The sequence below is a fragment of the Pseudomonas sp. genome (assembly GCF_050739935.1).
Taxonomy (GTDB): domain Bacteria; phylum Pseudomonadota; class Gammaproteobacteria; order Pseudomonadales; family Pseudomonadaceae; genus Aquipseudomonas.
In genome coordinates this window covers 57826-81799 of sequence record NZ_JBOICF010000072.1, presented here as the reverse complement: position 1 = coordinate 81799, position 23974 = coordinate 57826, and the positions used below count along the sequence as shown (strand labels likewise).

At 59.3% G+C, this 23974-nt stretch carries 21 protein-coding genes and 1 pseudogene; 7 read left to right on the top strand and 15 right to left on the bottom strand.

Annotation, left to right across the window (positions count from 1 at the left end; all coding sequences use genetic code 11):
- Positions 1 to 112: 112 nt before the first annotated feature.
- The 4 genes from sutA to glnK all read right to left on the bottom strand — a co-directional run bounded on the left by sutA (position 113) and on the right by glnK (position 2930).
- On the bottom strand, positions 113 to 445 hold the full coding sequence (sutA, locus tag ACRER8_RS15045; protein WP_431747026.1) for a transcriptional regulator SutA: 333 nt from the start codon (positions 443 to 445) through the stop codon (positions 113 to 115).
- A 93-nt stretch (positions 446 to 538) separates the two neighbouring features.
- Positions 539 to 970, bottom strand: a complete 432-nt coding sequence (locus ACRER8_RS15040; protein ID WP_110948811.1) for a secondary thiamine-phosphate synthase enzyme YjbQ — start codon at positions 968 to 970, stop codon at positions 539 to 541.
- Positions 971 to 1220: 250 nt separating this feature from the next.
- Positions 1221 to 2558, bottom strand: a complete 1338-nt coding sequence (locus ACRER8_RS15035) for an ammonium transporter (RefSeq protein ID WP_431747025.1) — start codon at positions 2556 to 2558, stop codon at positions 1221 to 1223.
- Between the two features lie 33 nt (positions 2559 to 2591).
- The gene (gene glnK / locus ACRER8_RS15030) at positions 2592 to 2930 is read right to left on the bottom strand and encodes a P-II family nitrogen regulator (protein ID WP_002555808.1); all 339 of its coding nucleotides are present in this window, start codon (positions 2928 to 2930) and stop codon (positions 2592 to 2594) included.
- A 421-nt stretch (positions 2931 to 3351) separates the two neighbouring features.
- On the opposite strand from glnK, the gene ACRER8_RS15025 reads away from it, so the two are divergent.
- Complete coding sequence (locus ACRER8_RS15025; RefSeq protein WP_431747024.1) at positions 3352 to 3615, top strand: accessory factor UbiK family protein; 264 nt, start codon at positions 3352 to 3354, stop codon at positions 3613 to 3615.
- A gap of 173 nt (positions 3616 to 3788) precedes the next feature.
- Complete coding sequence (locus ACRER8_RS15020) at positions 3789 to 5282, top strand: YifB family Mg chelatase-like AAA ATPase (protein WP_431747023.1); 1494 nt, start codon at positions 3789 to 3791, stop codon at positions 5280 to 5282.
- Positions 5283 to 5559: 277 nt separating this feature from the next.
- On the opposite strand, the gene ACRER8_RS15015 is transcribed toward ACRER8_RS15020, so the two are convergent.
- Positions 5560 to 7536: a methyl-accepting chemotaxis protein gene (locus tag ACRER8_RS15015; protein WP_431747022.1), complete on the bottom strand. Its 1977-nt coding sequence runs from the start codon at positions 7534 to 7536 to the stop codon at positions 5560 to 5562.
- 338 nt (positions 7537 to 7874) lie between these two features.
- Positions 7875 to 8795, bottom strand: coding sequence for a LysR substrate-binding domain-containing protein (locus ACRER8_RS15010; protein ID WP_431747021.1), 921 nt, complete (start codon positions 8793 to 8795; stop codon positions 7875 to 7877).
- A 165-nt stretch (positions 8796 to 8960) separates the two neighbouring features.
- Between ACRER8_RS15010 and ACRER8_RS15005 the strand changes: the two genes are divergently transcribed.
- Positions 8961 to 10343, top strand: a complete 1383-nt coding sequence (locus ACRER8_RS15005; RefSeq protein ID WP_431747029.1) for a NorM family multidrug efflux MATE transporter — start codon at positions 8961 to 8963, stop codon at positions 10341 to 10343.
- Positions 10344 to 10375: 32 nt separating this feature from the next.
- Here ACRER8_RS15005 and ACRER8_RS15000 read toward each other — a convergent pair whose 3' ends face one another.
- Positions 10376 to 12046: a putative bifunctional diguanylate cyclase/phosphodiesterase gene (locus ACRER8_RS15000; protein ID WP_431747020.1), complete on the bottom strand. Its 1671-nt coding sequence runs from the start codon at positions 12044 to 12046 to the stop codon at positions 10376 to 10378.
- 202 nt (positions 12047 to 12248) lie between these two features.
- Here ACRER8_RS15000 and rep point away from each other — a divergent pair, with 202 nt between their 5' ends.
- The 4 genes from rep (at position 12249) to ACRER8_RS14980 (ending at position 16919) form a co-directional block, all read left to right on the top strand.
- Positions 12249 to 14258, top strand: a complete 2010-nt coding sequence (gene rep, locus ACRER8_RS14995; protein WP_431747019.1) for a DNA helicase Rep — start codon at positions 12249 to 12251, stop codon at positions 14256 to 14258.
- 40 nt (positions 14259 to 14298) lie between these two features.
- A complete protein-coding gene (locus tag ACRER8_RS14990; protein WP_431747018.1) occupies positions 14299 to 14871 on the top strand; it encodes a xanthine phosphoribosyltransferase in 573 nt (190 codons plus the stop codon).
- Positions 14872 to 15025: 154 nt separating this feature from the next.
- A complete protein-coding gene (locus ACRER8_RS14985; RefSeq protein WP_431747017.1) occupies positions 15026 to 15910 on the top strand; it encodes an MBL fold metallo-hydrolase in 885 nt (294 codons plus the stop codon).
- Between the two features lie 193 nt (positions 15911 to 16103).
- Entirely contained in the window at positions 16104 to 16919 is an 816-nt protein-coding gene (locus ACRER8_RS14980) for a sulfite exporter TauE/SafE family protein (RefSeq protein WP_431747016.1), read from the top strand.
- Positions 16920 to 17047: 128 nt separating this feature from the next.
- Here ACRER8_RS14980 and ACRER8_RS14975 read toward each other — a convergent pair.
- The 8 genes and pseudogenes from ACRER8_RS14975 to dadA form a co-directional block, all read right to left on the bottom strand.
- Positions 17048 to 17149, bottom strand: a pseudogene (locus ACRER8_RS14975) (hypothetical protein); the annotation flags it as partial.
- Between the two features lie 200 nt (positions 17150 to 17349).
- The gene (locus ACRER8_RS14970) at positions 17350 to 19272 is read right to left on the bottom strand and encodes an acetyl-CoA hydrolase/transferase C-terminal domain-containing protein (RefSeq protein ID WP_431747015.1); all 1923 of its coding nucleotides are present in this window, start codon (positions 19270 to 19272) and stop codon (positions 17350 to 17352) included.
- Between the two features lie 156 nt (positions 19273 to 19428).
- Positions 19429 to 19731, bottom strand: coding sequence for a DUF2845 domain-containing protein (locus tag ACRER8_RS14965; protein WP_431747014.1), 303 nt, complete (start codon positions 19729 to 19731; stop codon positions 19429 to 19431).
- Between the two features lie 31 nt (positions 19732 to 19762).
- On the bottom strand, positions 19763 to 20185 hold the full coding sequence (locus tag ACRER8_RS14960) for a c-type cytochrome (protein WP_431747013.1): 423 nt from the start codon (positions 20183 to 20185) through the stop codon (positions 19763 to 19765).
- Between the two features lie 171 nt (positions 20186 to 20356).
- Positions 20357 to 20905: a cupin domain-containing protein gene (locus ACRER8_RS14955; RefSeq protein WP_110947737.1), complete on the bottom strand. Its 549-nt coding sequence runs from the start codon at positions 20903 to 20905 to the stop codon at positions 20357 to 20359.
- A 149-nt stretch (positions 20906 to 21054) separates the two neighbouring features.
- Positions 21055 to 22128 (bottom strand): alanine racemase, encoded by a 1074-nt coding sequence (gene alr, locus ACRER8_RS14950; RefSeq protein ID WP_431747012.1) that lies wholly within the window; start codon positions 22126 to 22128, stop codon positions 21055 to 21057.
- Between the two features lie 88 nt (positions 22129 to 22216).
- On the bottom strand, positions 22217 to 22570 hold the full coding sequence (locus ACRER8_RS14945; protein WP_431747011.1) for a RidA family protein: 354 nt from the start codon (positions 22568 to 22570) through the stop codon (positions 22217 to 22219).
- A complete protein-coding gene (gene dadA / locus ACRER8_RS14940; RefSeq protein WP_431747010.1) occupies positions 22542 to 23843 on the bottom strand; it encodes a D-amino acid dehydrogenase in 1302 nt (433 codons plus the stop codon). The genes ACRER8_RS14945 and dadA overlap by 29 nt, the downstream gene beginning before the upstream one ends.
- Between the last annotated feature and the right edge of the window lie 131 nt (positions 23844 to 23974).

The following is a 23974-nucleotide window of genomic DNA, read 5'->3' as shown; positions in this document are numbered from 1 at the left end:
ATAGCTGACCCACCGCATTCGCCAGCAAGCCGACTCCTAAGGTCACGATACCCACAGGCAAAAAAAAGCCCGCAGCGACAGCGGGCTTTTCTTCAGCAGGCATCAGACACCCTTAGATAGGGCGGCTACCATACTTGTTGTCAGGCTTCTTGGGCGGATCGGCGACCACATTGGCCTCCACTTCCTGCACTTTGCCGCCACGAGCAAGAAACTCTTCCATTGCGCGAGCCAGAGCATCGCGTTCTTTGTTCTTGGCTTCTACGCTAGGCAGTTCATCTACCGAAACCGCAGCCTTGGCCTTGCCTTTGGTCGGGGTTGCCGATGCTTCGGGGCTGTCTTCGACATCCGCTACATCGTCATCGGGAGCAGCAGCAAGCTCCTCACCGTCGTCCTCACCTTCCAGATCGTCTTCCAGACCTTCGTTATCGATGTCATCGTCGCTCATGTTCTACCTCATGACTTGCGAAAGCAGATTAGTTATAGCCCAGCTGCGCTTAATTTCTAAGACAGCCAGAAAAAATTCAACTACCGCTGACAATCAGCGGTCGTGCCCCTCTCCCTGAAGGGTAGCGAGGACTTTACGCGCACCGCCTGCATCGCGATGCTCTCCTAAATAAACACCTTGCCAGGTTCCCATCGCCAGGCGCCCGTCCGTGACCGGAACAAGCAACTGACAACCCAGCAAGCTGGCTTTGAAGTGCGCGGGCAGGTCATCCGGGCCTTCGTCGTCATGTTCATAACCGTCACGCCCTTGTGGGATGAGGCGGTTGAAGAAGCGCTCGAAGTCGCGCCGTACTGCCGGATCGGCATTCTCGTTGATGGTTAACGAGGCCGAGGTATGCTGCAGCCACAAATGCAAAAGCCCGACTCGGCAATCACGCAGTCCGGGAACGCCTGCGACGATCTCGTCGGTTACCAGATGAAATCCGCGAGGCCGTGCCCGCAGGGTGATTCTGGTCTGTTGCCACATACAGTTCTCCGCCCTTCGGCGCGCATTCTAACGCGGTAAAAAAAAAAGCAAAGTGCGTAATGAGTGACGTTTTTTGTAAGCCTCAAACCCGGAGCGCCAGGCCATTGCAATCAGGGCCAAAGCTGCCCTGAAACCAAGACAGTTCAAGGGTTCGCGCTCAGCTTGTCCATCATCGGTTCGCTGTCCTGCCTATCGACAAACTCCAGACAAAAAAATGCCCGGAAATCCGGGCATTTTTTTACAGCCGTAATTACAGGTTGTAGCCACGCTCGTTATGTTGCGCAAGGTCCAGGCCCACAGCTTCTTCTTCCTCGGTCACACGCAGACCCATGACGGCGTCCAGCACCTTAAGGATGATGAAAGTCACGACCGCGGTGTAGATGATCGTGAAGCCTACGCCTTTGCACTGAATCCAAACTTGTGCAGCGATGTCGGTCACAGTACCGAAGCCGCCCAGCGAAGGTGCTGCGAAGACACCGGTCAGGATCGCGCCGAGGATACCGCCGATACCGTGAACGCCAAAGGCATCCAGGGAATCGTCGTAGCCCAGCTTGCGTTTCAGGCTGGTTGCGCAGAAGAAGCAGACCACGCCAGCAGCCAGACCGATGATCAGGCCGCCCATCGGGCCGACAGTGCCGGCAGCCGGGGTGATGGCGACCAGTCCGGCAACCACGCCGGAGGCGATGCCCAGTGCGCTTGGCTTACCGTGGGTCAGCCATTCAGCGAACATCCAGCCCAGTGCAGCGGCGGCGGTTGCGATCTGAGTGACCAGCATCGCCATACCGGCAGTGCCGTTGGCCGCAGCGGCGGAGCCAGCGTTGAAGCCGAACCAGCCTACCCACAGCATCGCCGCGCCGACCAGGGTATAACCCAGGTTGTGCGGAGCCATTGGGGTGGTCGGGAAGCCTTTGCGTTTGCCCAGTACCAGGCACGCTACCAGGCCAGCCACACCGGCGTTGATGTGAACGACGGTACCGCCCGCGAAATCGAGAACGCCCCAGTCCCACAGCAGACCACCGACGCCACTCCAGACCATATGCGCGATCGGCGCGTAAACCAGGGTGAACCAGATAGCCATGAAGATCAGCATCGCGGAGAACTTCATGCGTTCTGCGAAGGCGCCGACGATCAGAGCCGGGGTGATGATGGCGAAAGTCATCTGGAAGGTGACGAACACGGCCTCTGGGAACAGAGCCGTTGCGCCCGTGATGCTGTCGGGGGTAATGCCCGCCAGGAACGCCTTCGACAGGCCGCCGACGAAGGAGTTGAAGTTAACGACGTTGGCTTCCATACCGGTGGTGTCGAACGCCAGGCTGTAGCCGTAGATGCACCACAGGATGCTGATCAGGCCGGTGATGGCGAAACACTGCATCATGACCGAAAGAACGTTTTTCGAGCGAACCATGCCGCCGTAGAACAGCGCCAGACCGGGAACGGTCATGAACAGCACCAGCGCGGTGGAAGTCAGCATCCAGGCGGTATCGCCTGAGTTGAGTACTGGGGCTGCCACTTCGTCTGCCGCCATGGCCAAGCCAGGGGTTACGAGGGACAACAGGGCTCCTAGCCCTGCGAATTGACGCAGAGTCATATTGTTTTCTCCTGGGGCGTTGGGTTTGGCGGCTTAGATTGCGTCGGTATCGGTTTCGCCGGTACGGATGCGAATAGCCTGTTCCAGATTGACCACGAAGATCTTCCCGTCACCGATTTTGCCGGTGTTGGCCGCTTTGGTTATCGCTTCGATAACGCGGTCCAGATCCTTGTCGTCGATCGCAACGTCGATCTTCACCTTGGGAAGGAAGTCGACTACATATTCCGCACCGCGATACAGCTCGGTGTGGCCTTTCTGACGTCCGAAGCCTTTGACTTCAGTTACCGTGATGCCCTGCACGCCGATTTCCGACAACGACTCGCGTACGTCGTCCAGCTTGAACGGCTTGATGATGGCAGTGACTAGCTTCATGAAACTTTCTCCCGAATTGGTGGACTTGCCCCAGGAAAACAAACCCGTCTCAAGTCTAAGCGCAGTGTCTGGCTTTGTAACGCGTCGATGGCCCGAAACAGACCCGACCAACTCCAGAAAACCGCTTCTGACGAAAACCTTCCCCGCTCCGCCTGCCGCACTGCATTCGTCACAGCGACTGCATCAGTGCATGGGTCATATGCCACTAAGCAGAAAGCTTGCCATCTCGTGAAATCCCGCGAATTACGGGACATTGAGCGGGCTCCTGCAGGTTCAGATCGCCATCATCCAATTCCTCCGCACAACAACAGTGCGGACGTGCACCGCCGCATGCGCGAAAATCGTGCAATGCCACTCTGGCCAAAGGACTATAAAAGCCGCGTGCTACACTCCCGCCCATCTGATATTCCGGAAGTTGACCATGCTCGCGCCCAAAGCCTTTCTAGATGCCCTGAGTGGCCACGCCTCGCGGTTGTTCAACGGCGAGACCCCACTGCCCCGCAACGAATTCGAAACCCAGTTCAAGGCGCTGCTGCAAAGCGGCTTCAGCAAACTGGATCTCGTGAGCCGGGAAGAATTCGACAGCCAGATGATCGTCCTGGCCCGCACCCGTGCCCGTCTTGAGGCACTGGAGGCGAAGATGGCAGAGATGGAAGCGCAGGTGGCGGGGCAGCCGAAGGAATAAAGGATTCGCCTATCCGGTGCCCTGCGCAGGGGCAAGGCTGCTCTCCAGGTGGGCTGCCGTGCATCAACAGGGTCCCCTGGAAACACCCGGTAGAACTTGCGCCATCCTTCCCCACAATCCCATGACTATCCTTCAGCACGCCGCAGGAAGCGGTGCTGCCATCAAGGATCGACATGTCTCTCGCCATCGTTCTGAGCCGCGCGCAAGTCGGCGTCGAAGCACCTGCTGTCACCGTCGAAACCCATCTGGCGAACGGCTTGCCCGCATTGACGCTGGTGGGTCTGCCCGAGGGCGCGGTAAAGGAGAGCAAGGATCGGGTACGCAGCGCGATTCTCAATTGTCGGCTGGATTTTCCGGCGCGACGCATCACCTTGAATCTCGCGCCTGCCGATCTGCCCAAGGACGGCGGACGTTTCGATCTGGCAATTGCGCTTGGGTTGCTGGCGGCGAGCGCGCAGGTTCCGACACGGGCGCTCGATGGTGTGGAGTGTCTGGGCGAACTGGCGCTGTCCGGCGCGATACGGCCGGTGCAAGGCGTATTGCCCGCCGCATTGGCCGCTCGGGAAGCGGGACATACATTGATCGTTCCGGCAGTAAACGCTGAAGAAGCCTGCCTGGCTTCGGGATTGAAGGTAATTGCGGTCAGTCATCTGCTGGAGTTGGTGTCTCATCTCAACGGTCACACCACCATCGCCCCTTACAAATCCAATGGCCTGATCCTGCAAACCCAACCTTATCCGGACCTGAACGAAGTTCAGGGTCAGCCCGCCGCCAAGCGCGCATTGCTGGTTGCGGCTGCTGGCGCGCATAACCTGCTGTTCAGCGGACCACCGGGCACCGGGAAAACTCTGCTCGCCAGCCGACTTCCGGGGCTGTTGCCACCGCTGGACGAGCGTGAAGCGCTGGAAGTCGCGGCGATTCAGTCGGTCGCCAGTCATGCACCGCTGACCAGTTGGCCTCAGCGCCCTTTTCGACAGCCTCATCACTCAGCCTCTGGGCCTGCATTGGTCGGCGGCGGCAGTCGTCCCCAGCCCGGCGAAATCACCTTGGCCCATCATGGGGTGCTATTTCTTGACGAGCTGCCGGAATTTGATCGACGAGTGCTGGAGGTTTTGCGGGAGCCTTTGGAGTCAGGGCATATCGTGATTTCACGGGCCAGAGACCGCGTACGCTTCCCTGCGCGTTTTCAATTGGTAGCGGCGATGAACCCCTGCCCTTGCGGTTATCACGGCGAGCCGACCGGGCGTTGCCGCTGTTCCACTGATCAGATTCAACGCTATTGCAATAAATTGTCCGGTCCGTTGCTGGATCGAATCGACCTGCACCTGACCGTCGCCCGCGAGGCAACGTCACTGGCCGCCACGCCGCAAACCGGGGAGAACAGCGCCAGCGCGGCACTTTTGGTTTCCGAAGCGCGCGAGCGTCAACAAAAGCGGCAGGGGTGCGCCAACGCGTTTCTCGACCTCCCCGCATTGCGCCGGCACTGCGCGCTGGCGGCCGAAGACGAGGCTTGGCTCGAAAGCGCTTGTGAACGTTTGAGCCTGTCGCTACGTGCGGCTCATCGCTTGCTGAAAGTAGCGCGCACACTGGCGGATCTGGAGCGGGTGGATGCAATCTCCAGAAGCCATATTGCGGAGGCGCTGCAGTATCGGCCGTCGACGGGGTGAGCAAACATGAGGTGTGTGATACAGCATGCTTTTGATTCTGGCCGTAGGCCGTAGGAGCAAGCTTGCTCGCGATCTGGCGCGCAGCGGCAGTAAAACCTAACGACACCGTCTGTCAGACATGACTAAGGCGCCTGAATTTACTCTGTGGGAGTGAGCTTGCTAACGAAGATTTAGCGTCAGGCGTCAACAATTCTGCGTATGTATTGACGCTTTCGTGAGCAAGCTCACTGCCACAGGTCGCGCGCCGTTCTCGTGAACTGGTGCAATCGCAATCAAATCACCGAAACCGATCAACTTCGTTACGCAGATCCGCTGCCAGTGCATTCAACTCCTGCGCGGTCACGGCCAGGTTTGAAACCACTTCGCGCTGCTCGCTGTTGGCCAGGGCGATGCTTTGCAGGTTGGCGCTGAGCAGGGTGGCGGTATTGCTCTGCTCTTGGGTAGCGGTGGTAATCGACGCGAATTGCTCGCCCGCCGAGCGGCTTTGTTCGTCGATATGCGCCAGAGCCGCAGCGACCTTGGCGTTGCGCGACAGACCTTCCTGCATCAGCGTGTTGCCCTGTTCCATGGTGCTGATGGCGTTGCCGGTTTCCTGCTGGATGCTGGCGATCATGCCGGAAATCTCGTCGGTCGCCTGACGAGTGCGCGAGGCCAGATTGCGCACTTCATCAGCAACCACTGCGAAACCACGGCCTTGTTCGCCCGCACGCGCCGCTTCGATGGCAGCGTTGAGTGCCAGGAGGTTGGTCTGTTCAGCGATGGACGTAATGACGCTGACGATGCCGCCGATTTCCTGCGAGCGCTGGCCAAGGGTGTCGATCACCTGTGCGGTGCTGCCCAAAGAACCGGCAATCTGCTCAAGCGAAGCCGACGCTTCTTCCATTGATGCGCGACCGATGCGGGTCTGTTGTGCATTTCCCTGAGCAAGGCGCTCGGTATGGCCCATGTTGTCGGCGATGGTCAGGGCCGTGGCACTGAATTCTTCGACGGCCCCGGCCATGCTGGTGATTTCGCCGGACTGCTGCTCCATCCCTTCGTAAGCGCCTCCCGACAACCCGGACAACGCCTGAGCGCGTCCGCTGACTTCCTGCGCCGCCGTTCGAATATGCGACACCATCGTCTCCAGCGCCTCACCCATCTTGTTGAAGCTACCGGCCAACTGACCAATTTCATCGTGACTGGCAATGTTCAGGCGAGCGCTGAGATCGCCCGCGCCAAGGGCTTCGGCCTGGTTCACCAGATCCGACAGCGGCTGCAATTTGCTGCGCAGCAACCAGATCGCCGCGCCCACGGCAATCAGCATCGCCAACAGGCTGCCGATTGCCAGTTGAGTACCAACGCTCCAGGTCACCGCGCTGATTTCAGCCTTGGGCATGGTCGCCAGAATCGACCACGGGCCGCCAGAGAAAGGCACCCCGACGGTGTAGAAATCGGCCCCGGCGTCTTGCCAGAAACCGCCTTTACCCGGCGTTTTCACAAACTCCGCCAAGGTTTTACTCGCCTGATCCGGATCCTTCACACCCGCTGGCGGCACCAGCCACTTGTTCTGTTCGTCGAGCAAGGCCAGCGAGCCGGTCGAACCAATGCGGAAGCTTTTGAGATTATCGAACTGCGCATTCTGCGCTTCGGTGTAGTCGAAGCCCACGAACAGCACGGCGATGACCTTGCCGCTGCTGTCGCGCACCGGAGAATACTGGGTCATGTACAGGCGATCGAACAGCAGCGCGCGGCCCACATAACCTTGGCCGGTCAGCAGTTTCTCGTAGGCCGGGTGCTTGTGATCGAGCACCGTGCCGATGGCGCGGGAGCCGTCCTGCTTGCTCAGCGAGGTGCTGATGCGGATGAAATCGTCGCCACTGCGCACGAAGACCGTCGCTACGCCGGCGGTCATTTTCTTGAAATCATCGACTTCCAGGAAATCGTTATTCAAAGGCTTGCCGTCGAGCAACAACGCCGGGGTTTGCATGCCCGCTACGGTGATTTGCTGATCGGCCCGCACAGTCAGCCCGCTGCTGAAGCGCTTCTCGAACAGCCCGCTCAAACGCTGGGTACTGTCGCGCAAGGTGCTGTGGAAAGTGTTCAACTGGTCCGCCAGCAACCGTGCTTCGCTGCCCATGTGTTCCTCGCGGATGACGAGGTTCGCCGAGTCCAGCGATCGCAGGGCGAACAGGGTACTGCCGCTGATGACAACGGCCAGAATAACCGCCAGGGCGATGCCAAGCTGCGAGGCGATACGGGCACGGGGCTGAGGCATGAAGACTCCTTGCCGAACGACTGGACCATCCTGATCTCAGGCAAGCATTCGGACTGATTTGTAATAGAGGGTATTGATGAACCGATAGCGAAGACTCGGTTCTGTAATTACAGATTCGGCTGACAGGAAAAATACTTGAGTCCTACACGTGGTCTTAAGGCGGCAGATGGATCTAAGGTATCTATGGCGAACCTCAGTGGGACGAATTCATTCGCGAGAGGCCGGCAAAGACACGACATATGGTCGTCTGAAATGCCGCATCTCGAATGAATTCGCTTCCACAGGTTGATTAGCGCTCGCCTGAATTCCAACACAACGCCTAATTCGCGCCCTTTGTTTCACTCCAATATCGTCACATCCGGTAATTCCATCGCCTGCACTTCGCCCTGCAGAAAATCACCGAGCCTGCGCAGGCGCTCGCCACCGGGGCGGGTCTTGGGCCAGACCAGGTAATAGTTCTCGCCACTGACCACCGCGGTGCGCCAAGGCAGGCTGAGACGGCCCTGGATCACATCCTCGGCAACCATCAGCAGGTCGCCCATGGACACCCCATAACCCCGCGCAGCCGCGATCATTCCCAGTTCCAGCGTGTCGAACACCTGCCCGCCCTTGAGCGAGATCTGGTCCGACAGCCCCATCCGCTCCAGCCAATTGCGCCAATCCCGGCGGTCGGGGGTGGGATGCAGCAGTTCGGCGCTGGCCAGCCTTTCGACATCCCAAGGTGCGTCATCGAGCAAACTTGGAGAGCCCACCGGAATCAACAACTCGGGAAACAGATAGGTCGCTTCCCAGTCCGGCGGAAAATGCCCACGGCTGAGCAGTACGGCGCAGTCGAAAGGCTCCTGAGTGAAGTCGACATTGTCGATATCCATCCAGGCGCTGGTCAGTTGCACCTCATTACCTACCTGCAAATGACGAAACCGGCTGAGCCGCGCGAGCAACCAGCGCATGGTCAACGTCGATGGCGCCTTCATGCGCAAAATGCCCTCTTCCGCCATCAGCGCACTACAGGCCCGCTCCAGGGCCGAAAACCCTTCACGCACGCCGGGTAGTAACTCCCGTGCAGCCTCGGTCAATTGCAGATTACGACCGTTGCGGCGAAACAAACGACAGGCAAAGTGCTGTTCGAGGGTGTGGATATGTCGGCTCACCGCGCTCTGGGTGATCGACAATTCTTCGGCGGCGCGGGTAAACGAGCTATGTCGCGCCGCAGCTTCAAATGCACGCAGCGCATACAACGGAGGGAGACTACGAGACATTCGGCGCGTTCCTCTTTGCCTGATAGCGGGAGAAGGCACTGTACTGGAAAATTCTCAGGATGAGTTTTACTCATGCCAGTGATCGTATTTATCCCTTTGTGCATTGAGCGTCGAATCATGACAATGAGCTGCTCATCAATGCCTCAATCTTCCGAGCGCCAAGACATGCAACAGCACGCCTTCAAAGAACTGTGGATCATCCTGCGCGTGGCCGGACCGCTGATCGCATCGCAGATGGCGCACATGCTGATGGTCTTCACCGACACCGTGATGATGGGCAAGCTCGGCCCGGAGTCACTTGCCGGGGGCGGGCTGGGCGCGGCCAGTTATAACTTCGTATCGTTCTTTTGCGTCGGCGTGATGGCAGCGGTCGGCACGTTGGTCGCCATTCGCAAAGGCGCCAACGACGACGCAGGCGCTACTCGTCTGATTCAGGCCGGGCTGTGGCTGGCGTGGGGCATGGCGCTGATTGCTGCGCTGATTCTGTGGAATCTTGAGCCGATCCTGCTCAACTTCGGCCAGGACGAAGCCAATGTACACATGGCCAGCCAATTCCTGCTCACTCTGCCATTGGCTTTGCCCGGCCTGTTGAGCTTCATGGCACTGCGCGGTTTTACCAGCGCGCTGGGGCGTGCGACGCCGGTGATGGTCATCAGTCTGGTGGGCGTGGCGCTGAACTTCGGGCTTAACTACGCCTTCATTTACGGGCTGTTCGGCCTGCCGCATTGGGGCCTGATGGGGATCGGGCTGGTCACGGCGATCGTCACCAACAGCATGGCCTTGGCCCTCGCGCTGCACATTCGATATCACAAGGCTTACGCTGCGTACCCGATTCACAAGGGCCTGATGAATCTGTCGCGTACCTGCCTGAAAGAGCTGTGGCGTCTGGGACTGCCGATTGGTGGCACCTATGCGGTCGAAGTCGGCTTGTTCACGTTCGCCGCGTTCTGCATGGGTGCGATGGGCAGCACCGAAATGGCCGCGCACCAGATTGCCCTGCAATCGGTGTCGATGGCGTTCATGGTTCCCGTGGGAATTTCTTACGCAGTCACCATGCGCATCGGCCTGCATTACGGCGGCGGCAATCTGCTGCTGGCGCGCACCGCCGGCCGCGTGGGGATCGCCTTTGGTGGGCTGCTGATGCTGGCGTTCGGCATTCTATTTTGGGTCGCGCCTTATTTGGTGATCGGCCTGTTCGTGGACGTCAACGATCCGAAGTATCAGGGTGTGGTCGAACTGGCAGTGAAGCTGTTGGCGATCGCTGCGTGGTTCGAGATTCTGGATGGCACGCAGACGATTGCGATGGGCGCGATTCGGGGCTTCAAGGACGCCAAGACGACTTTTCTCATCGGGCTGGCGAGCTATTGGGTGGTCGGCGCGCCGCTGGCATGGAGCTTCGGCTTCCTCGCGCATCAAGGCGCGGTCGGCGTGTGGTGGGGCCTGGCGATCGGCCTGCTGTGTTCGGCAGTCGCCCTTACCTACGCCTTCGAACGCAAGAGCGCCAAGCTGTTGCGTAAAGAGGCAACGGGTGTGGTGGTGATGGGTTGACACACCGTATTTCTAGTAAGGTCGGGGATAGTTCACAACCCCTGCGTCACCCGCCCTTGCCCTTGATCGAACGCCAGATACTCCAGCAGCTCCGACAATGCCAGCGGATGGCTGATCAGATAGCCCTGCGCCTGATCGCAACCAAAACTGCGCAACAGCGCCAGCTGCTCCGGCGTTTCGACGCCCTCGGCCACTACTTCCAGACTGAGGTTGTGCGCCAGGTTGATCATGGCGTGAACCAGCTTGCGGTTTTCTTCACGCTGCTCCATCTCGCCGACGAAGCTCTTGTCGATCTTGAGCAGGGTGATCGGCAGGCTGTTCAGGTGCACGAACGATGAAAAGCCAGTTCCGAAGTCATCCAGCGAGAAGCGCACACCCAGCCGCCCCAGCGCGTCCATCGTCTGCTTGACCAGATCGCTGCGGCGCATGACGGCGGTTTCGGTGAGTTCGAATTCCAGCCACTGCGCATCCACGCCGCGATCGGCGATCAAACGGCTCAAGGTCGGCAACAACTGGTTGTCCTGGAATTGGCGGAACGACAGATTGATTGCCATGTGCAGAGGCGGCAGGCCCTTTTTGCGCAAGGTCTGCATGTCACGCAGGGCGCGGGAGATGACCCAGTAACCCAGCGGCACGATCAGCCCGCTTTGCTCGGCCAGCGGCACGAATTCGCTCGGCGGCAACAGCCCCCGCTCGGCATGGCGCCAGCGCACCAAGGCCTCAAGTCCGAGAATGTTTCCGGTGTTCAGGCACAGGCGCGGCTGGTAATGCAGCTCCAGCTCGTCGCGACGCAGCGCCCCGCGCAGCTCGCTTTCCAGATCGGCCAGGCTGCGAGCGTTGCGGTTGATGCGTTCGTTGAAGACGTGAAACGTACAGCCCTGCGTGCCCTTGGCCTGCTGCATGGCGATGTGCGCGTGCCACATCAACGGATCGGCACCGGCATCGACGCGGGCATGGGCAATGCCCAGGCTGCAGCCGATCAGCAGGCTTTCGCCATCAACCCAGTAAGGCTCGGACAACGCCTCGGTGATGCGCTCGGCCATCCATTCGGCACGTTCCGGGGCGCGGCGGGTATCGATCAGCAGTGCAAATTCGTCGCTGCCCAGACGCGCCAGTTGATCGCAGGCTTCGAGCTGACTTTTCAGACGCGACACAACCTGCAGAATCAACCGGTCCCCGGCCTGATGCCCCAAGGCGTCGTTGGCGCGGCGGAAGTTATCCAGATCCAGATGCCCCAGCGCCAGCCCGCGTCCGTCGAACTCTGCCAATCGCGCGGCAAGTAGGGTCTGAAAGCCCTGACGATTGGCGATGGCGGTCAACGGATCCTGTTCGGCCAGACGCTGAAGGGTGTTCTCCAGCAGACGTCGCTCGCGAACATGACGTAGGCAGCGGCGCAGGTTTTGGGTCGATAAGACGTCACGGACCAGCCAGTCGCTGACGCCCAGCGGTTCAGCGTCAGGCTCGACATCGAGCAACAGCACCGTGGGCCAGTTGCATTGGCCGGCCGCAGGCTGCAAGGCGAGCGTGGTGAAAAGAATGAAAGAATGCGAAGGGTCGCCTGGTTCGCCAACAGCGTCCCAGCTCGATGCGCAGTCGAGAAACACGGCTTCCCCAAGGGGCGCCAGGCACTCGCGCATCAATGCTGGCCATTCCGGCGTATCTGCCAGAAGCAGCAAACGCAAGGGTTCGACAGGCGTAGACAAGCTAGCTCCCCACACAAACTAAAGATATTGGCATCCACTCAAACGAGGGTCACCAAACGCGGAAATCTGCCGCGCTGCGCAAATGTAACAAAACGGAGAAATATAGATAGCGTGGCGCATCACAGTGTCGGACGGTCGCTGCACAATCCTCGGACCCTGTTAAAATGCCCGCCCATTTTGCAATCGACCCCCTTTTTCTCTCATGTCCCGACTCAATCCCCGGCAACAAGAAGCCGTGAACTACGTCGGCGGCCCTCTTTTGGTGCTCGCCGGTGCAGGCTCCGGCAAGACCAGCGTGATCACACGCAAGATTGCCCATCTCATCCAGAACTGCGGCATTCGCGCGCAGTACATCGTCGCCATGACCTTTACCAACAAGGCGGCGCGGGAAATGAAGGAGCGGGTCGGCACCCTTCTGCGCGCGGGCGAAGGGCGCGGCCTGACGGTTTCGACGTTCCACAACCTGGGCCTGAACATCATCCGCAAGGAGCATGCCCGCCTGGGTTACAAGCCTGGCTTCTCGATCTTCGACGAGACTGACGTCAAGGCGTTGATGACCGACATCATGCAGAAGGAATATTCGGGCGACGACGGCGTCGACGAGATCAAGAACATGATCGGCGCCTGGAAAAACGACCTGATCCTGCCTGCCGAGGCCCTGGCCAACTCGCGCAATCCTAAGGAACAGACCGCTGCCATCGTCTACAGCCACTACCAGCGCACGCTCAAGGCATACAACGCGGTGGATTTCGACGACCTGATCCTGCTGCCAGTTAAGCTGTTCGAAGAGCACGCCGACATTCTGGAAAAGTGGCAGCACAAGGTGCGCTACCTGCTGGTGGATGAATATCAAGACACCAACGCCAGTCAGTATCTGCTGGTGAAAATGCTCATCGGCACCCGTTGTCAGTTCACCGTGGTGGGCGACGATGATCAGTCGATCTACGCCTGGCGCGGCGCGCGGCCGGAAAATCTGATGTTGCTCAAGGACGACTACCCATCGCTCAAAGTCGTCATGCTGGAGCAGAACTACCGTTCCACCAGCCGCATCCTGCGCTGCGCCAACGTGCTGATCGCCAACAATCCCCATGCGTTCGAGAAGCAGCTGTGGAGCGAGATGGGTCACGGCGACGAGATCCGCGTGATCCGCTGCAGGAACGAAGACGCCGAAGCCGAGCGTGTGGCGGTCGAAATTCTCAGCCTGCATTTGCGCACCGACCGGCCCTACAGCGACTTCGCGATCCTCTATCGCGGTAACTATCAGGCAAAACTGATCGAGCTCAAGCTTCAGCACCACCAGATTCCCTATCGTCTGTCGGGCGGCAACAGTTTCTTCGGGCGTCAGGAAGTCAAAGACCTGATGGCCTACTTCCGCCTGCTGGTGAACCCGGATGACGACAATGCCTTCCTGCGCGTGATCAACGTGCCACGCCGGGAAATCGGCTCCACGACCCTGGAAAAGCTCGGCAATTACGCCACCGAGCGCAAGGTGTCGATGTATGCGGCCACCGATGAGATCGGCCTGGGCGAGCATCTGGACAGCCGCTTCACCGACCGTCTCAAGCGCTTCAAGCATTGGATGGACGGCGTGCGACAACAGTGCGCCACCCAAGACCCGATCGCCGCCTTGCGCAGCATGGTCATGGATATCGACTACGAAAACTGGATTCGTCAGAACAGCTCAAGCGACAAGGCCGCCGATTACCGCATGGGCAACGTGTGGTTCCTGATCGAGGCGCTGAAAAACACGCTGGAGAAAGACGAAGAAGGTGGCATGACGATCGAAGAGGCCATCGGCAAGCTGGTCCTGCGAGACATGCTCGAGCGTCAACAGGAAGAGGAAGATGGTGCAGAAGGTGTGCAAATGATGACCTTGCACGCCTCCAAGGGCCTGGAATTTCCCTACGTGTTCATCATGGGCATGGAAGAGGAAATCCTCCCGCACCGCTCCAGCATCGAAGCCGACACCATCGAGGAAGAACGTCGCCTGGCCTACGTGGGCATCACCCGCGCCCGTCAGACCCTGGCTTTCACCTTCGCCGCCAAGCGCAAGCAATACGGCGAAATCATCGATTGCCTGCCAAGCCGCTTCCTCGACGAACTGCCACCGGACGATCTGGCCTGGGAAGGCAACGACGACACACCTACCGAAGTAAAAGCCGTTCGCGGCAATACGGCATTGGCGGACATTCGCGCCATGCTGAAAAGATAAACTCTACATTTCGCGCATTCGCGCCCTGAGGAACAGCAACGTGGAAGCACTGCACAAGAAAATTCGCGAGGAAGGCATCGTACTTTCCGACCATGTATTGAAGGTCGACGCGTTTCTCAACCATCAGATCGACCCGGTCCTGATGCAGCAGATCGGTGACGAGTTCGCCACGTTATTCGCCGACTCAGGCATCACCAAAATCGTCACCATCGAAGCCTCGGGCATTGCGCCTGCGGTGATGACCGGACTGAAACTGGGGATCCCGGTGATTTTCGCGCGCAAGCATCAGTCACTGACCCTGACGGAAAACCTGTTTTCGGCGAGTGTCTATTCATTCACCAAGCAGACCGAAAGCACCATCGCGATCTCCACGCGCCACCTGACCAGCAGCGACCGCGTGCTGATCATCGATGACTTCCTGGCCAACGGCAAGGCGTCCCAGGCACTGATCTCGATCATCAAACAGGCCGGCGCCAGCGTGGCCGGGCTTGGCATCGTGATAGAGAAGTCGTTCCAGGGCGGCCGCGCGGAACTGGACTCGCAAGGCTATCGTGTAGAGTCTCTGGCACGCGTTAAATCGTTGAACGGTGGCGTGGTGACGTTCGTGGAATGATGTCCACGCGTCTGCCGCAGGCGTAGGGGCCGGCTTGTTGGCGAAGGCGGTGTGTCAGCTGCCTGATTCATTTCTGACACGAGGCCTTCGTCAGCAAGCCGGCTCCTACAATGTCGAGAGAAACCGGGCGAACAAGGTAAAAACGGAGAGAAGCATGAACATCGGTGAAAAACTGAGCGTAGAAGCGTTCTTCGATCCGCAAACCTCGACCATCAGTTACCTGGTCCTGGACCGCTCGACCCTAAAGGCCGCGCTGATCGACAGTGTGTTGGACTATGACCCGAAATCCGGGCGCACTGGTACCGAATCGGCGGACAAGCTGATCGCCAGGGTCCATGAGCTGGGCGTTTCGGTGGAGTGGATTCTGGAAACTCACGTTCACGCCGATCACGTGTCCGCTGCCGCTTATCTCAAGGACCAGCTTGGCGGTACCGTCGCCATTGGCAGCCACATCACCCGCGTGCAGAAGGTCTTCGGCACCTTGTTCAATGCCAAGGGCGAATTCGCCCGCGACGGCAGCCAGTTCGATCGGCTGTTGGAGGACGATGCGCACTTCCAGATCGGCTCGCTGCAGGCCAGAGCCATGCACACCCCCGGCCACACGCCCGCCTGCATGACTTACCTGATCGAAGCAGACGGCCAGACCATCGCCTTCGTCGGCGACACCCTGTTCATGCCTGACTACGGCACTGCCCGCTGCGATTTCCCCGGCGCCGACGCGCGCATGATGTATCGCTCGATCGGCAAGATCCTCAGCCTGCCACCCCAGACACGCCTGTTCATGTGCCATGACTACCTGCCCAACGGCCGTGAGCTGATGTATATGACCACCGTCGCCGAACAACGCGCGAACAACATCCACATTCGCGAGGGCATCGATGAAGAAGCCTTCGTGCAGATGCGTGAAAAGCGCGATGCAACACTGGACATGCCAGTGCTGATCTTGCCCTCGGTACAGATCAACATGCGCGGCGGCCACATGCCAGAGCCAGAAGACAACGGCGTGCGCTACCTGAAGATCCCGATCAATGCGTTGTGAGTTGTGATGCTCACGCAGCCCCTAAACTTTAGGAGCGAATTCACCCGCGAGGCGGGTACATCCGACACATAAATGTCGCCTGCCACGTCTTTCGCGAATGAATTCGCTCCCACAGAAGATTTTCGTCGACTATTGCATGCGGTAAAACCGCCCAACGAGTTGATCAATCCCAACAACAAAAGCCCCACTGAACATGAATGGACACGAACTGATCGGAGCCGGCCTCGGTACGATCATTGGAGCGGTATTGGCGCTCACTGGCGCAGGCGGTGGAATTCTTGCGGTGCCTTTGCTGGTGTTTGGCCTGGGCCTGACGATGGTCGAAGCGGCACCAGTCGGACTGCTGGCGGTGGGGCTGGCTTCGGCGGTGGGCGCCTTGCTGGGTTTGCGTCAGGGCATCGTGCGCTATCGAGCGGCCTTGTTCATCGCAGCGATCGGCGTCTGTTTCGCGCCGCTGGGTCTGTGGCTGGCCCATCAGGTGCCCAATACGCCACTGGCGCTGAGTTTCGCGCTGGTGCTGCTGTATGCCTGCGGCCGAATGTATCGCAAGGCAACCCATGAGCTACGACACGGGAAGCCACTGGACCGCGCGGGGTTTCTGCCGTGCGTGCTCAATCCACTGGAAGGCCGCCTGCGTTGGACCCTGCCCTGCGCCCGTTTTCTGGCGGTTACGGGAATGTTATCGGGCTTGATGTCTGGGCTCCTTGGGGTTGGCGGCGGTTTCGTGATCGTTCCGGCGTTGACCCGCTACACCGACCTGAATCTGAAAAGCATCGTGGCAACATCGCTGGCGGTGATCGCCTTGGTTTCCACCGGCAGCGTGGTGGCCGCCAGCATAAGCGGAGTGATGCACTGGGCGGTGGGCCTGCCCTTCGCGGCAGGTGCCGTAGTGGGATTGATGGCCGGGCGGCAGGTGTCGCGGTTTCTGGCGGGGCCGAGACTGCAGCAGTTGTTTGCCATGACCGGTTTTTTCGCGGCGATCTTGTTGATCATCAAATCCGTTTCCTGACGCGACGCAATCATCCCTGTGGGAGCGAATTGATTCGCGAGAGGCCAGTACATCCGACTCATAAATGTCGCCTGCTAAATCCTTCGCGAATGAATTCGCTGCCACAGGGTATGCGTACTGCCAACTACCTAACTCGTCGCCTGCAAGCCTGCCAGCATCAGCCGTTGATACAGCTCCTCACGCAGCCCCTGCGGATCATCCAGACCCATGCGCCGCAGGTGCTTGGCGAAGCAGCAGTTGTTTGCCATGACCGGTTTTTTGTCGGGCGCGGCGACCTTGTTGATCGTCAAATCCGTTTCCTGACGCGACGCAATCACCCTGTGGGAGCGAATTCATTCGCGAGAGGCCAGTACATCCGACACATAAATGTCGCCCCTCAAATCCTTCGCGAATGTATTCGCTCCCACAGGGTATGCGTACTGCCAACTATCTAACTCGTTGCCTGCAAGCCTGCCAGCATCAGCCGTTGATACAACTCCTCACGCAGCCCCTGCGGATCATCCAAACCCATGCGCCGCAGGTGCTTGGCAAATGCGCCTGGCTCCGGCGCTTCCAGCGTTGCCTTGCCCAGCTCGATGATTTCCGTGAGCTTGAATTTGCTCTTGAGCCAATTGAGCGCGCGCAGCAAATCACGCTCCTCGGTGGTGAAATCGCTGCCCAGCGGGTACTCGACGAACAATGACGGAAACTGATCGCGAATCTCTTTCAGTCGTTCCGGGGTGTTCTGGGTGAACAGCGGATCAAGGCGAAAACCTTTCGGCAGCTTGCCAGCCTTCTGCGCCTGATCGATCAGGCCCGGCTGAAACCGTGCGTCGGTGATGTTCAGCAAGGCTTCGATCACCGCCGCGTCAGTCTTGCCACGCAGGTCGGCAATGCCGTACTCGGTGATGACGATATCGCGCAGGTGGCGGGGAATCGTGGTGTGGCCGTACTCCCAGACGATGTTCGAACTGACCTCGCCGCCCGACTCACGCCAGCTGCGCAGGATCAGAATAGAACGCGCGTCTTCCAGCGCATGGGCCTGAGCCACAAAGTTGTATTGCCCTCCCACACCGCTGACCACGCGCCCATCCGCCAGCTGATCGGACACCGCCGCGCCAAGCAGCGTCACCGTAAACGCGCTGTTGATGAAACGCGCATCGCGTCGTTGCAAGCGCTTCAAGGTTTCATCGCCATACAGTTCGTTGATGTAGCTGATGGCCGTCATGTCGATCTGCTCCGTCTGAGCAGGCGAAAACTCGCGCAGGCGCTCATAGAAACTTCGCGGCCCCAGGAAGAAACCACCGTGGATCAACACGCCGTTGCCGTGCGTCGACTCGTCCAGCAGCCCGGCATCAGCCAGTTTCTGTAGCGCGGTATCCGGATAGACCTTGCGCCGGATAATGCCGGCGTCGAGCAACACCAACAGGCCATTGACCAGCATTTCGCTGCAACCGTAGAGACCGGCGGCAAAGGGCATCACCCCACCCTCGGCTTCGATCAGCGGCTTCCAGGTGGCAATCCCATCCAGTTCGGCCAGGCATGCGCGGTAAGTCTCGTTGTCGGCTTGCCGCGCCAGCAACGCCGCAGTCAGCGCGTCGCCCATGGAGCCGATGCCGACCTGTAACGTGCCGCCATCCCGCACCAACGTGCTCGCATACAGGCCGATAAGGTGATCCTGAAAGCCGACCGGCATATTAGGCGTAGAAAATAAAGTGCTGCGTTCTTCGTATTCGATCAACAGATCGAAGGTATCGGCGCTCACCTCTGCATGACCTGGCATATAAGGCAGATCGGCGTGGACGTGGCCGAGCACGAGAATGCGCTCGCCTGCTGCGCGCCGCTTTTCCAGCATGGGCAGCAAATCGAGGGTGATGTCCGGGTTGCAGCTCAGGCTCAGGTGATCAGGACGTTGCTGATCATGAGCTATCAATTGCGCGACCAGATTCAGGCCGTTCGCGTTGATGTCGCGCGCGGCGTGGCTGTAGTTGCTGCTGACGTAATCCTGCTGCGCCTGAACACTGTCCAGAAGACTGCCGGGCTGCATGAAGAATTGCTCGACCTGGACATTCGGCGGCAGGCTGCTTTTGTGCAGATCGGCGAGAAAATCCAGCTCCACATAGTCGCCAAACACGCGCTCGATAAAGGGTTCGAGAAAGCGTCCCTGCAAACCATCGCCCGCTTTTGGACGTCCCAGACACAGCGCGGTATAGATGGTCAGTTGCCGGTCAGGCAGCGATTTGATCCGGGCATAAAGCGCATTGGCGAACCGGTTGGGCTTGCCCAGCCCCAAAGGCATCCCCATGCGGATGTGCGCCGGCAGCTCGGCCAGCACATGATCGACAGCTTGCTCGATCGAGCAGGAATGCGGCATCCGGCCTCTCCTGGTTTGTTATTCGTTGTACTTGGACCGGGAATGAGGGGCAATTGCTGCATGGACGGGCGGCAATCTGCTTTTTGATTCCAGCCGCAGGAGCAAGCTTGCGCCTGCGGCCTGCCGGGCAGAAGCGAGATTGTGTTGAGAAGAAGATCAATTCCTTCGGGTATCGATCGCTACGAGCTTGTCATCGATGAATCGCAGGTGCTGATACGCACCATTCCGAGGGCCGTATACCCAGAGGCTGACCTTGGCAGCGTTAAAAGGTCTCGCACTACCGCTTCGCATGACCGGAGGCTGCTCGACACTGCTGTCCGGCGCGCCGCATTTTTCGCGAACCACGCTAGCGGTATCGCCCAGACTGATCAACGACGTCCCGCAGCGCATCGTGGCGGCTGCCATATCGGCGAACATCAGTAGATAAATGCCCAGCAACAGCAGTGTTTTCTTGAACATACGATCCTGTTTTAGCCATGTCCTGAAGCTGTCACAGCCCCGACATTTTCTTGATCGCGCCCTTCAAATCGTCATCCGAGCAATCGGCGCAGGTGCCTTTGGGCGGCATGGCGTTGATGCCGGTGATCGCCTTGGCGAGAAGGCCGTCGAGTCCACCCTGCTCCTTGGCGCGCTTGCCCCAGTCCGCGCTGTCGCCGATCTTTGGCGAACCCAGCAGGCCAGTGCCGTGGCAGGCGTTGCAGTGTTTGCCTATGACATCGTCCGGGGATTTTGCGCCACCCGCTCCGCCTGCGGTTGCAGCGACGTCCATGCCCGGACATTCCTTGCCCTGAACACAGACCTGTCCGACCGGCTCAAGGCGTTTTGCGAGGTCATCTTCGGTGGAGGCCTGAGCAGCAAAAACCCAATAGGCGAGAAGTGCAACGACAGCCAGGATCTTATTAGTAAGGTTCACGCTTTCACCCTCATGGTGGCTATAACGCGCCCGCGCACTAGCCGCAGGTAGCGGAAGTATAGCTCGTTGGCCGTAACATCCCTGAACGAAGCAGGGTTATTAGCGCGTCGACCTGTACTCCGGGGTAAACCTCCCATCCCCCGGCAGGCGCAGGGAGATGGCTGTCGCTAATCAGAAATTCGCGGGCGTGGCCGCGCTGATGAGCCGCGCCGGCACGTCAAACGGATTGCGGAAGCGATGAGGTCGTGTGCTTTCGAAATAGTAGCTGTCGCCTGCTTCGAGTACATAGGTATCAAGGCCGACCACCAGCTCCAGACGGCCTTCGACCAGGATCCCGGTCTCTTCGCCCTCGTGAACGAGCATTTCCTCGCCGGTATCTGCGCCTGGCGGGTAGACCTCGGTCAGAAAGGCTATCGCCCGACCCGGATGGGATTTGCCCACCAGCTTCATGGTGACAGCGCCGTCCGAAATATCGATCAGTTCGCTGGCTTTGTAGACCACTTGGGTCGGGTTTTCTGGCTCAAGCTCTTCGGAAAAGAACTCCACCATAGACATCGGAATGCCGCTCAGCACCTTGCGCAGGGAGCTGATCGAGGGGCTGACGCTGTTCTTCTCGATCATGGAAATGGTGCTGTTGGTCACACCCGCTCTTTTGGCGAGTTCACGTTGCGACAGACCTTTGAGTTTGCGAATGGATTGCAGTCGTTCACCGACGTCCAATGCGGGGGTCCTCCGGATAATCAAGCACGGTCAAGTGGCCGCCATGATGGCAACAGCGTTCAGTATTTACAACACTTGGAGCCGCTGGCTGATCAGCCAAAAGACTCGCGGCCATTCAAGGCCGCGCAGGGACGAGGGGCAAGAAGCTTTCAAGCCCCGGAATAGAGCCTCGGCACACGTTTTAGGTTGCAGAAGATTTGATAAGGAATGGTTCCGGCACTGGCTGCAACCTCGCTTGCCAACACATTTTTGCCCCACAGTTCGACGCGACTGCCCAAGCCTGCGCCCGCTACATGGGTCAGGTCGACGCAAAGCATGTCCATCGATACGCGGCCCAGCAACTGGCTGCGCTGGCCGTCGATCATCACGGGCGTGCCGGTGGGCGCCTGACGCGGATAGCCGTCGGCATAGCCCATCGCCACGACGCCGATGCGCATATTGCGATCAGTGACAAACGCACCGCCATACCCCACCGGCTCACCCGCTGGCAGTTCACGTACGCAAATGACCTTGGACTCCAGAGTCATGACCGGCTGCAAGCGATCGGCAACAGATTGCGGCTGATCGAAAGGCGTCGCGCCGTAGAGCATGATGCCGGGACGAACCCAGTCGCTCGGTACGTTCGGCCAGCCCATTACCCCCGGCGAGTTGCGCAGGCTGACTTCTGCCGCCATCCCTTCGCGGGTCGACTGGAAAATCGCTACCTGTTCCTCGGTACGCGCGCTGCCCAGCTCATCGGCGCGGGCGAAGTGGGTCATCAGCACGACCTCTGCTGTTTTGCCGGTGGCCAGCAGTCGTTGGTAAGCAGCCTTGTATTCAGTTGGATGAATACCGACGCGGTGCATGCCGGAATCCATCTTCAACCAGATGTTCAGCGGCTTGCCGATGTTGGCTTTTTCGATGGCTTCGAGCTGCCAGAGCGAATGAATCACGCACCAGAAATCATGCTCGACGATCAGCCCCAGCTCCTCGGCTTCGAAAAAGCCTTCCAGCAGGAGCACCGGCCCACGAATGCCGGCCTGACGCAGCTCCAGCGCTTCTTCGATGCAGGCCACGGCAAAACCATCGGCTTGGGTTTCCAGCGCCTGCGCAACACGCACCGCGCCATGTCCATAGGCATCGGCCTTAATCACGGCAAGTGCCTTGGCACCGGTGGTTTCACGGGCCAGTTGGTAGTTGTGGCGCAGGGCGGATAGATCGATGAGGGCGCGGGCTGGACGCATGGTGGCGTGATTCTGATCGTAGGGAGTTGGGAGAGATCTGTGGAAGTGAGCTTGCTCGCTCCCACAGGGATGATGGTGGATCAACGGTTTACGGCAATGCCGCGGTTACGGACAGCTCGACCAGAATTTGCGGCTCGCACAACTTGGCTTCAACCGTAGCGCGGGCCGGGGCGACGCCTTTTGGCAGCCACGTGTCCCAGACGCTGTTCATTCCGGCGAAATGCGCGTCGATGTCCTTCAGGTAAATCGTGACCGACAGAATGCGGCTTTTATCGGTGCCAGCCAAATCCAACAGGCGCTCGATGTTGTCCAGCACCTCGCGGGTTTGCTGTTCGATACCCGCTGTCATGTCGTCACCCACTTGTCCGGCCAGATAAACAGTGCCGTTGTGGATGACGATCTGACTCATGCGCTCATTGGTGAGCTGGCGCTGTACTGACATGTTTGGCGATCTCCTTGGAACTTGAGTAGCGGGAAATATCGAGGCCTTCGGCGCTGATCTGTGGCTTTTTACGGGCAATCAGGTCGGCGAGCAAACGACCGGAACCGCAAGCCATGGTCCAGCCCAGCGTTCCGTGACCGGTATTGAGGAACAGGTTGCGATACGGCGTGGCACCGACGATCGGCGTGCCATCCGGCGTGGTCGGACGCAGACCGGTCCAGAAACTGGCCTCGCTTAGATTGCCGCCCTGAGGATAGAGATCGTTGACGATCATCTCCAGCGTTTCGCGCCGACGCGGATTGAGCGACAGGTCAAAACCGGCTATTTCGGCCATGCCGCCGACGCGGATGCGGTTGTCGAAACGGGTAATCGCAACCTTGTACGTCTCGTCGAGAATGGTCGAGGTGGGAGCCATGTCAGGGTTGGTGATCGGTACGGTCAGCGAGTAACCCTTGAGCGGATACACCGGCGCTTTGATACCCAAGGGCTTGAGCAATTGCGGCGAGTAGCTGCCTAGAGCCAGTACGTAACGGTCTGCGGTTTCCAGCTTGCCATTGACGCGCACGCCATTGATCCGGTCGCCCGCGAAATCGATCGACTCGATGGACTGGCCGAAACGGAATTCAACGCCTAACTTCACACACATCTCGGCCAGACGCGTGGTGAACAGTTGGCAATCTCCGGTCTGGTCGTTTGGCAAACGCAGCGCGCCGCTGAGGATATTGCTGACGCTGGCCAAGGCCGGCTCGACGCGAGCGATGCCTGCACGGTCAAGTACTTCGTAGGGCACGCCAGCCTGCTCGAGGACGGCGATGTCCTTGGCGGCGTTATCCAGTTGTTCTTGGGTGCGGAACAGCTGAGTGGTGCCCAGGCTACGGCCTTCGTAAGCGATACCCGTCTCGGTGCGCAGTTCGTCGAGGCAGTCGCGGCTGTACTCGGACAGACGCACCATGCGCTCCTTGTTCACCGCGTAACGGCTTTGCGTGCAGTTGCGCAGCATTTGCGCCATCCACAGATACTGATCGATGTCGGCGGTCGCCTTGATCGCCAGTGGCGCGTGACGCTGCAACAACCATTTGATGGCCTTGAGAGGCACGCCCGGCGCGGCCCATGGTGACGCATAGCCCGGCGAAACCTGCCCGGCATTGGCGAAACTGGTTTCAAGCGCGGCAGCGGGCTGACGATCGACGACCGTCACCTCGAATCCTGAACGGGCCAGGTAGTAAGCACTGGTGACACCGATTACGCCACTTCCAAGGACCAGGACGCGCATGTTGATTACCTCATCGCGGATATCCGCTGACGTTTTGAAGTTTTAACCAAGGATGTGCGCAGTATAAAAAGCATTGAGCAGTGCTTTTCACTATATAAACGCCTATATTCGGCGTTAATTCTCGGTAACCA

Coding starts and splice junctions, on each gene's coding strand:
- dadA (WP_431747010.1), bottom strand. CDS start 23,843: ATGCGCGTCCTGGTCCTTGGAAGTGGCGTAATCGGTGTCACCAGTGCT.
- ACRER8_RS15005 (WP_431747029.1), top strand. CDS start 8,961: ATGCAACAGCACGCCTTCAAAGAACTGTGGATCATCCTGCGCGTGGCC.
- ACRER8_RS15010 (WP_431747021.1), bottom strand. CDS start 8,795: ATGTCTCGTAGTCTCCCTCCGTTGTATGCGCTGCGTGCATTTGAAGCT.
- alr (WP_431747012.1), bottom strand. CDS start 22,128: ATGCGTCCAGCCCGCGCCCTCATCGATCTATCCGCCCTGCGCCACAAC.
- rep (WP_431747019.1), top strand. CDS start 12,249: ATGTCCCGACTCAATCCCCGGCAACAAGAAGCCGTGAACTACGTCGGC.
- sutA (WP_431747026.1), bottom strand. CDS start 445: ATGAGCGACGATGACATCGATAACGAAGGTCTGGAAGACGATCTGGAA.
- ACRER8_RS15025 (WP_431747024.1), top strand. CDS start 3,352: ATGCTCGCGCCCAAAGCCTTTCTAGATGCCCTGAGTGGCCACGCCTCG.
- glnK (WP_002555808.1), bottom strand. CDS start 2,930: ATGAAGCTAGTCACTGCCATCATCAAGCCGTTCAAGCTGGACGACGTA.
- ACRER8_RS15040 (WP_110948811.1), bottom strand. CDS start 970: ATGTGGCAACAGACCAGAATCACCCTGCGGGCACGGCCTCGCGGATTT.
- ACRER8_RS15015 (WP_431747022.1), bottom strand. CDS start 7,536: ATGCCTCAGCCCCGTGCCCGTATCGCCTCGCAGCTTGGCATCGCCCTG.
- ACRER8_RS15035 (WP_431747025.1), bottom strand. CDS start 2,558: ATGACTCTGCGTCAATTCGCAGGGCTAGGAGCCCTGTTGTCCCTCGTA.
- ACRER8_RS14945 (WP_431747011.1), bottom strand. CDS start 22,570: ATGTCAGTACAGCGCCAGCTCACCAATGAGCGCATGAGTCAGATCGTC.
- ACRER8_RS14970 (WP_431747015.1), bottom strand. CDS start 19,272: ATGCCGCATTCCTGCTCGATCGAGCAAGCTGTCGATCATGTGCTGGCC.
- ACRER8_RS15020 (WP_431747023.1), top strand. CDS start 3,789: ATGTCTCTCGCCATCGTTCTGAGCCGCGCGCAAGTCGGCGTCGAAGCA.
- ACRER8_RS14980 (WP_431747016.1), top strand. CDS start 16,104: ATGAATGGACACGAACTGATCGGAGCCGGCCTCGGTACGATCATTGGA.
- ACRER8_RS14985 (WP_431747017.1), top strand. CDS start 15,026: ATGAACATCGGTGAAAAACTGAGCGTAGAAGCGTTCTTCGATCCGCAA.
- ACRER8_RS14965 (WP_431747014.1), bottom strand. CDS start 19,731: ATGTTCAAGAAAACACTGCTGTTGCTGGGCATTTATCTACTGATGTTC.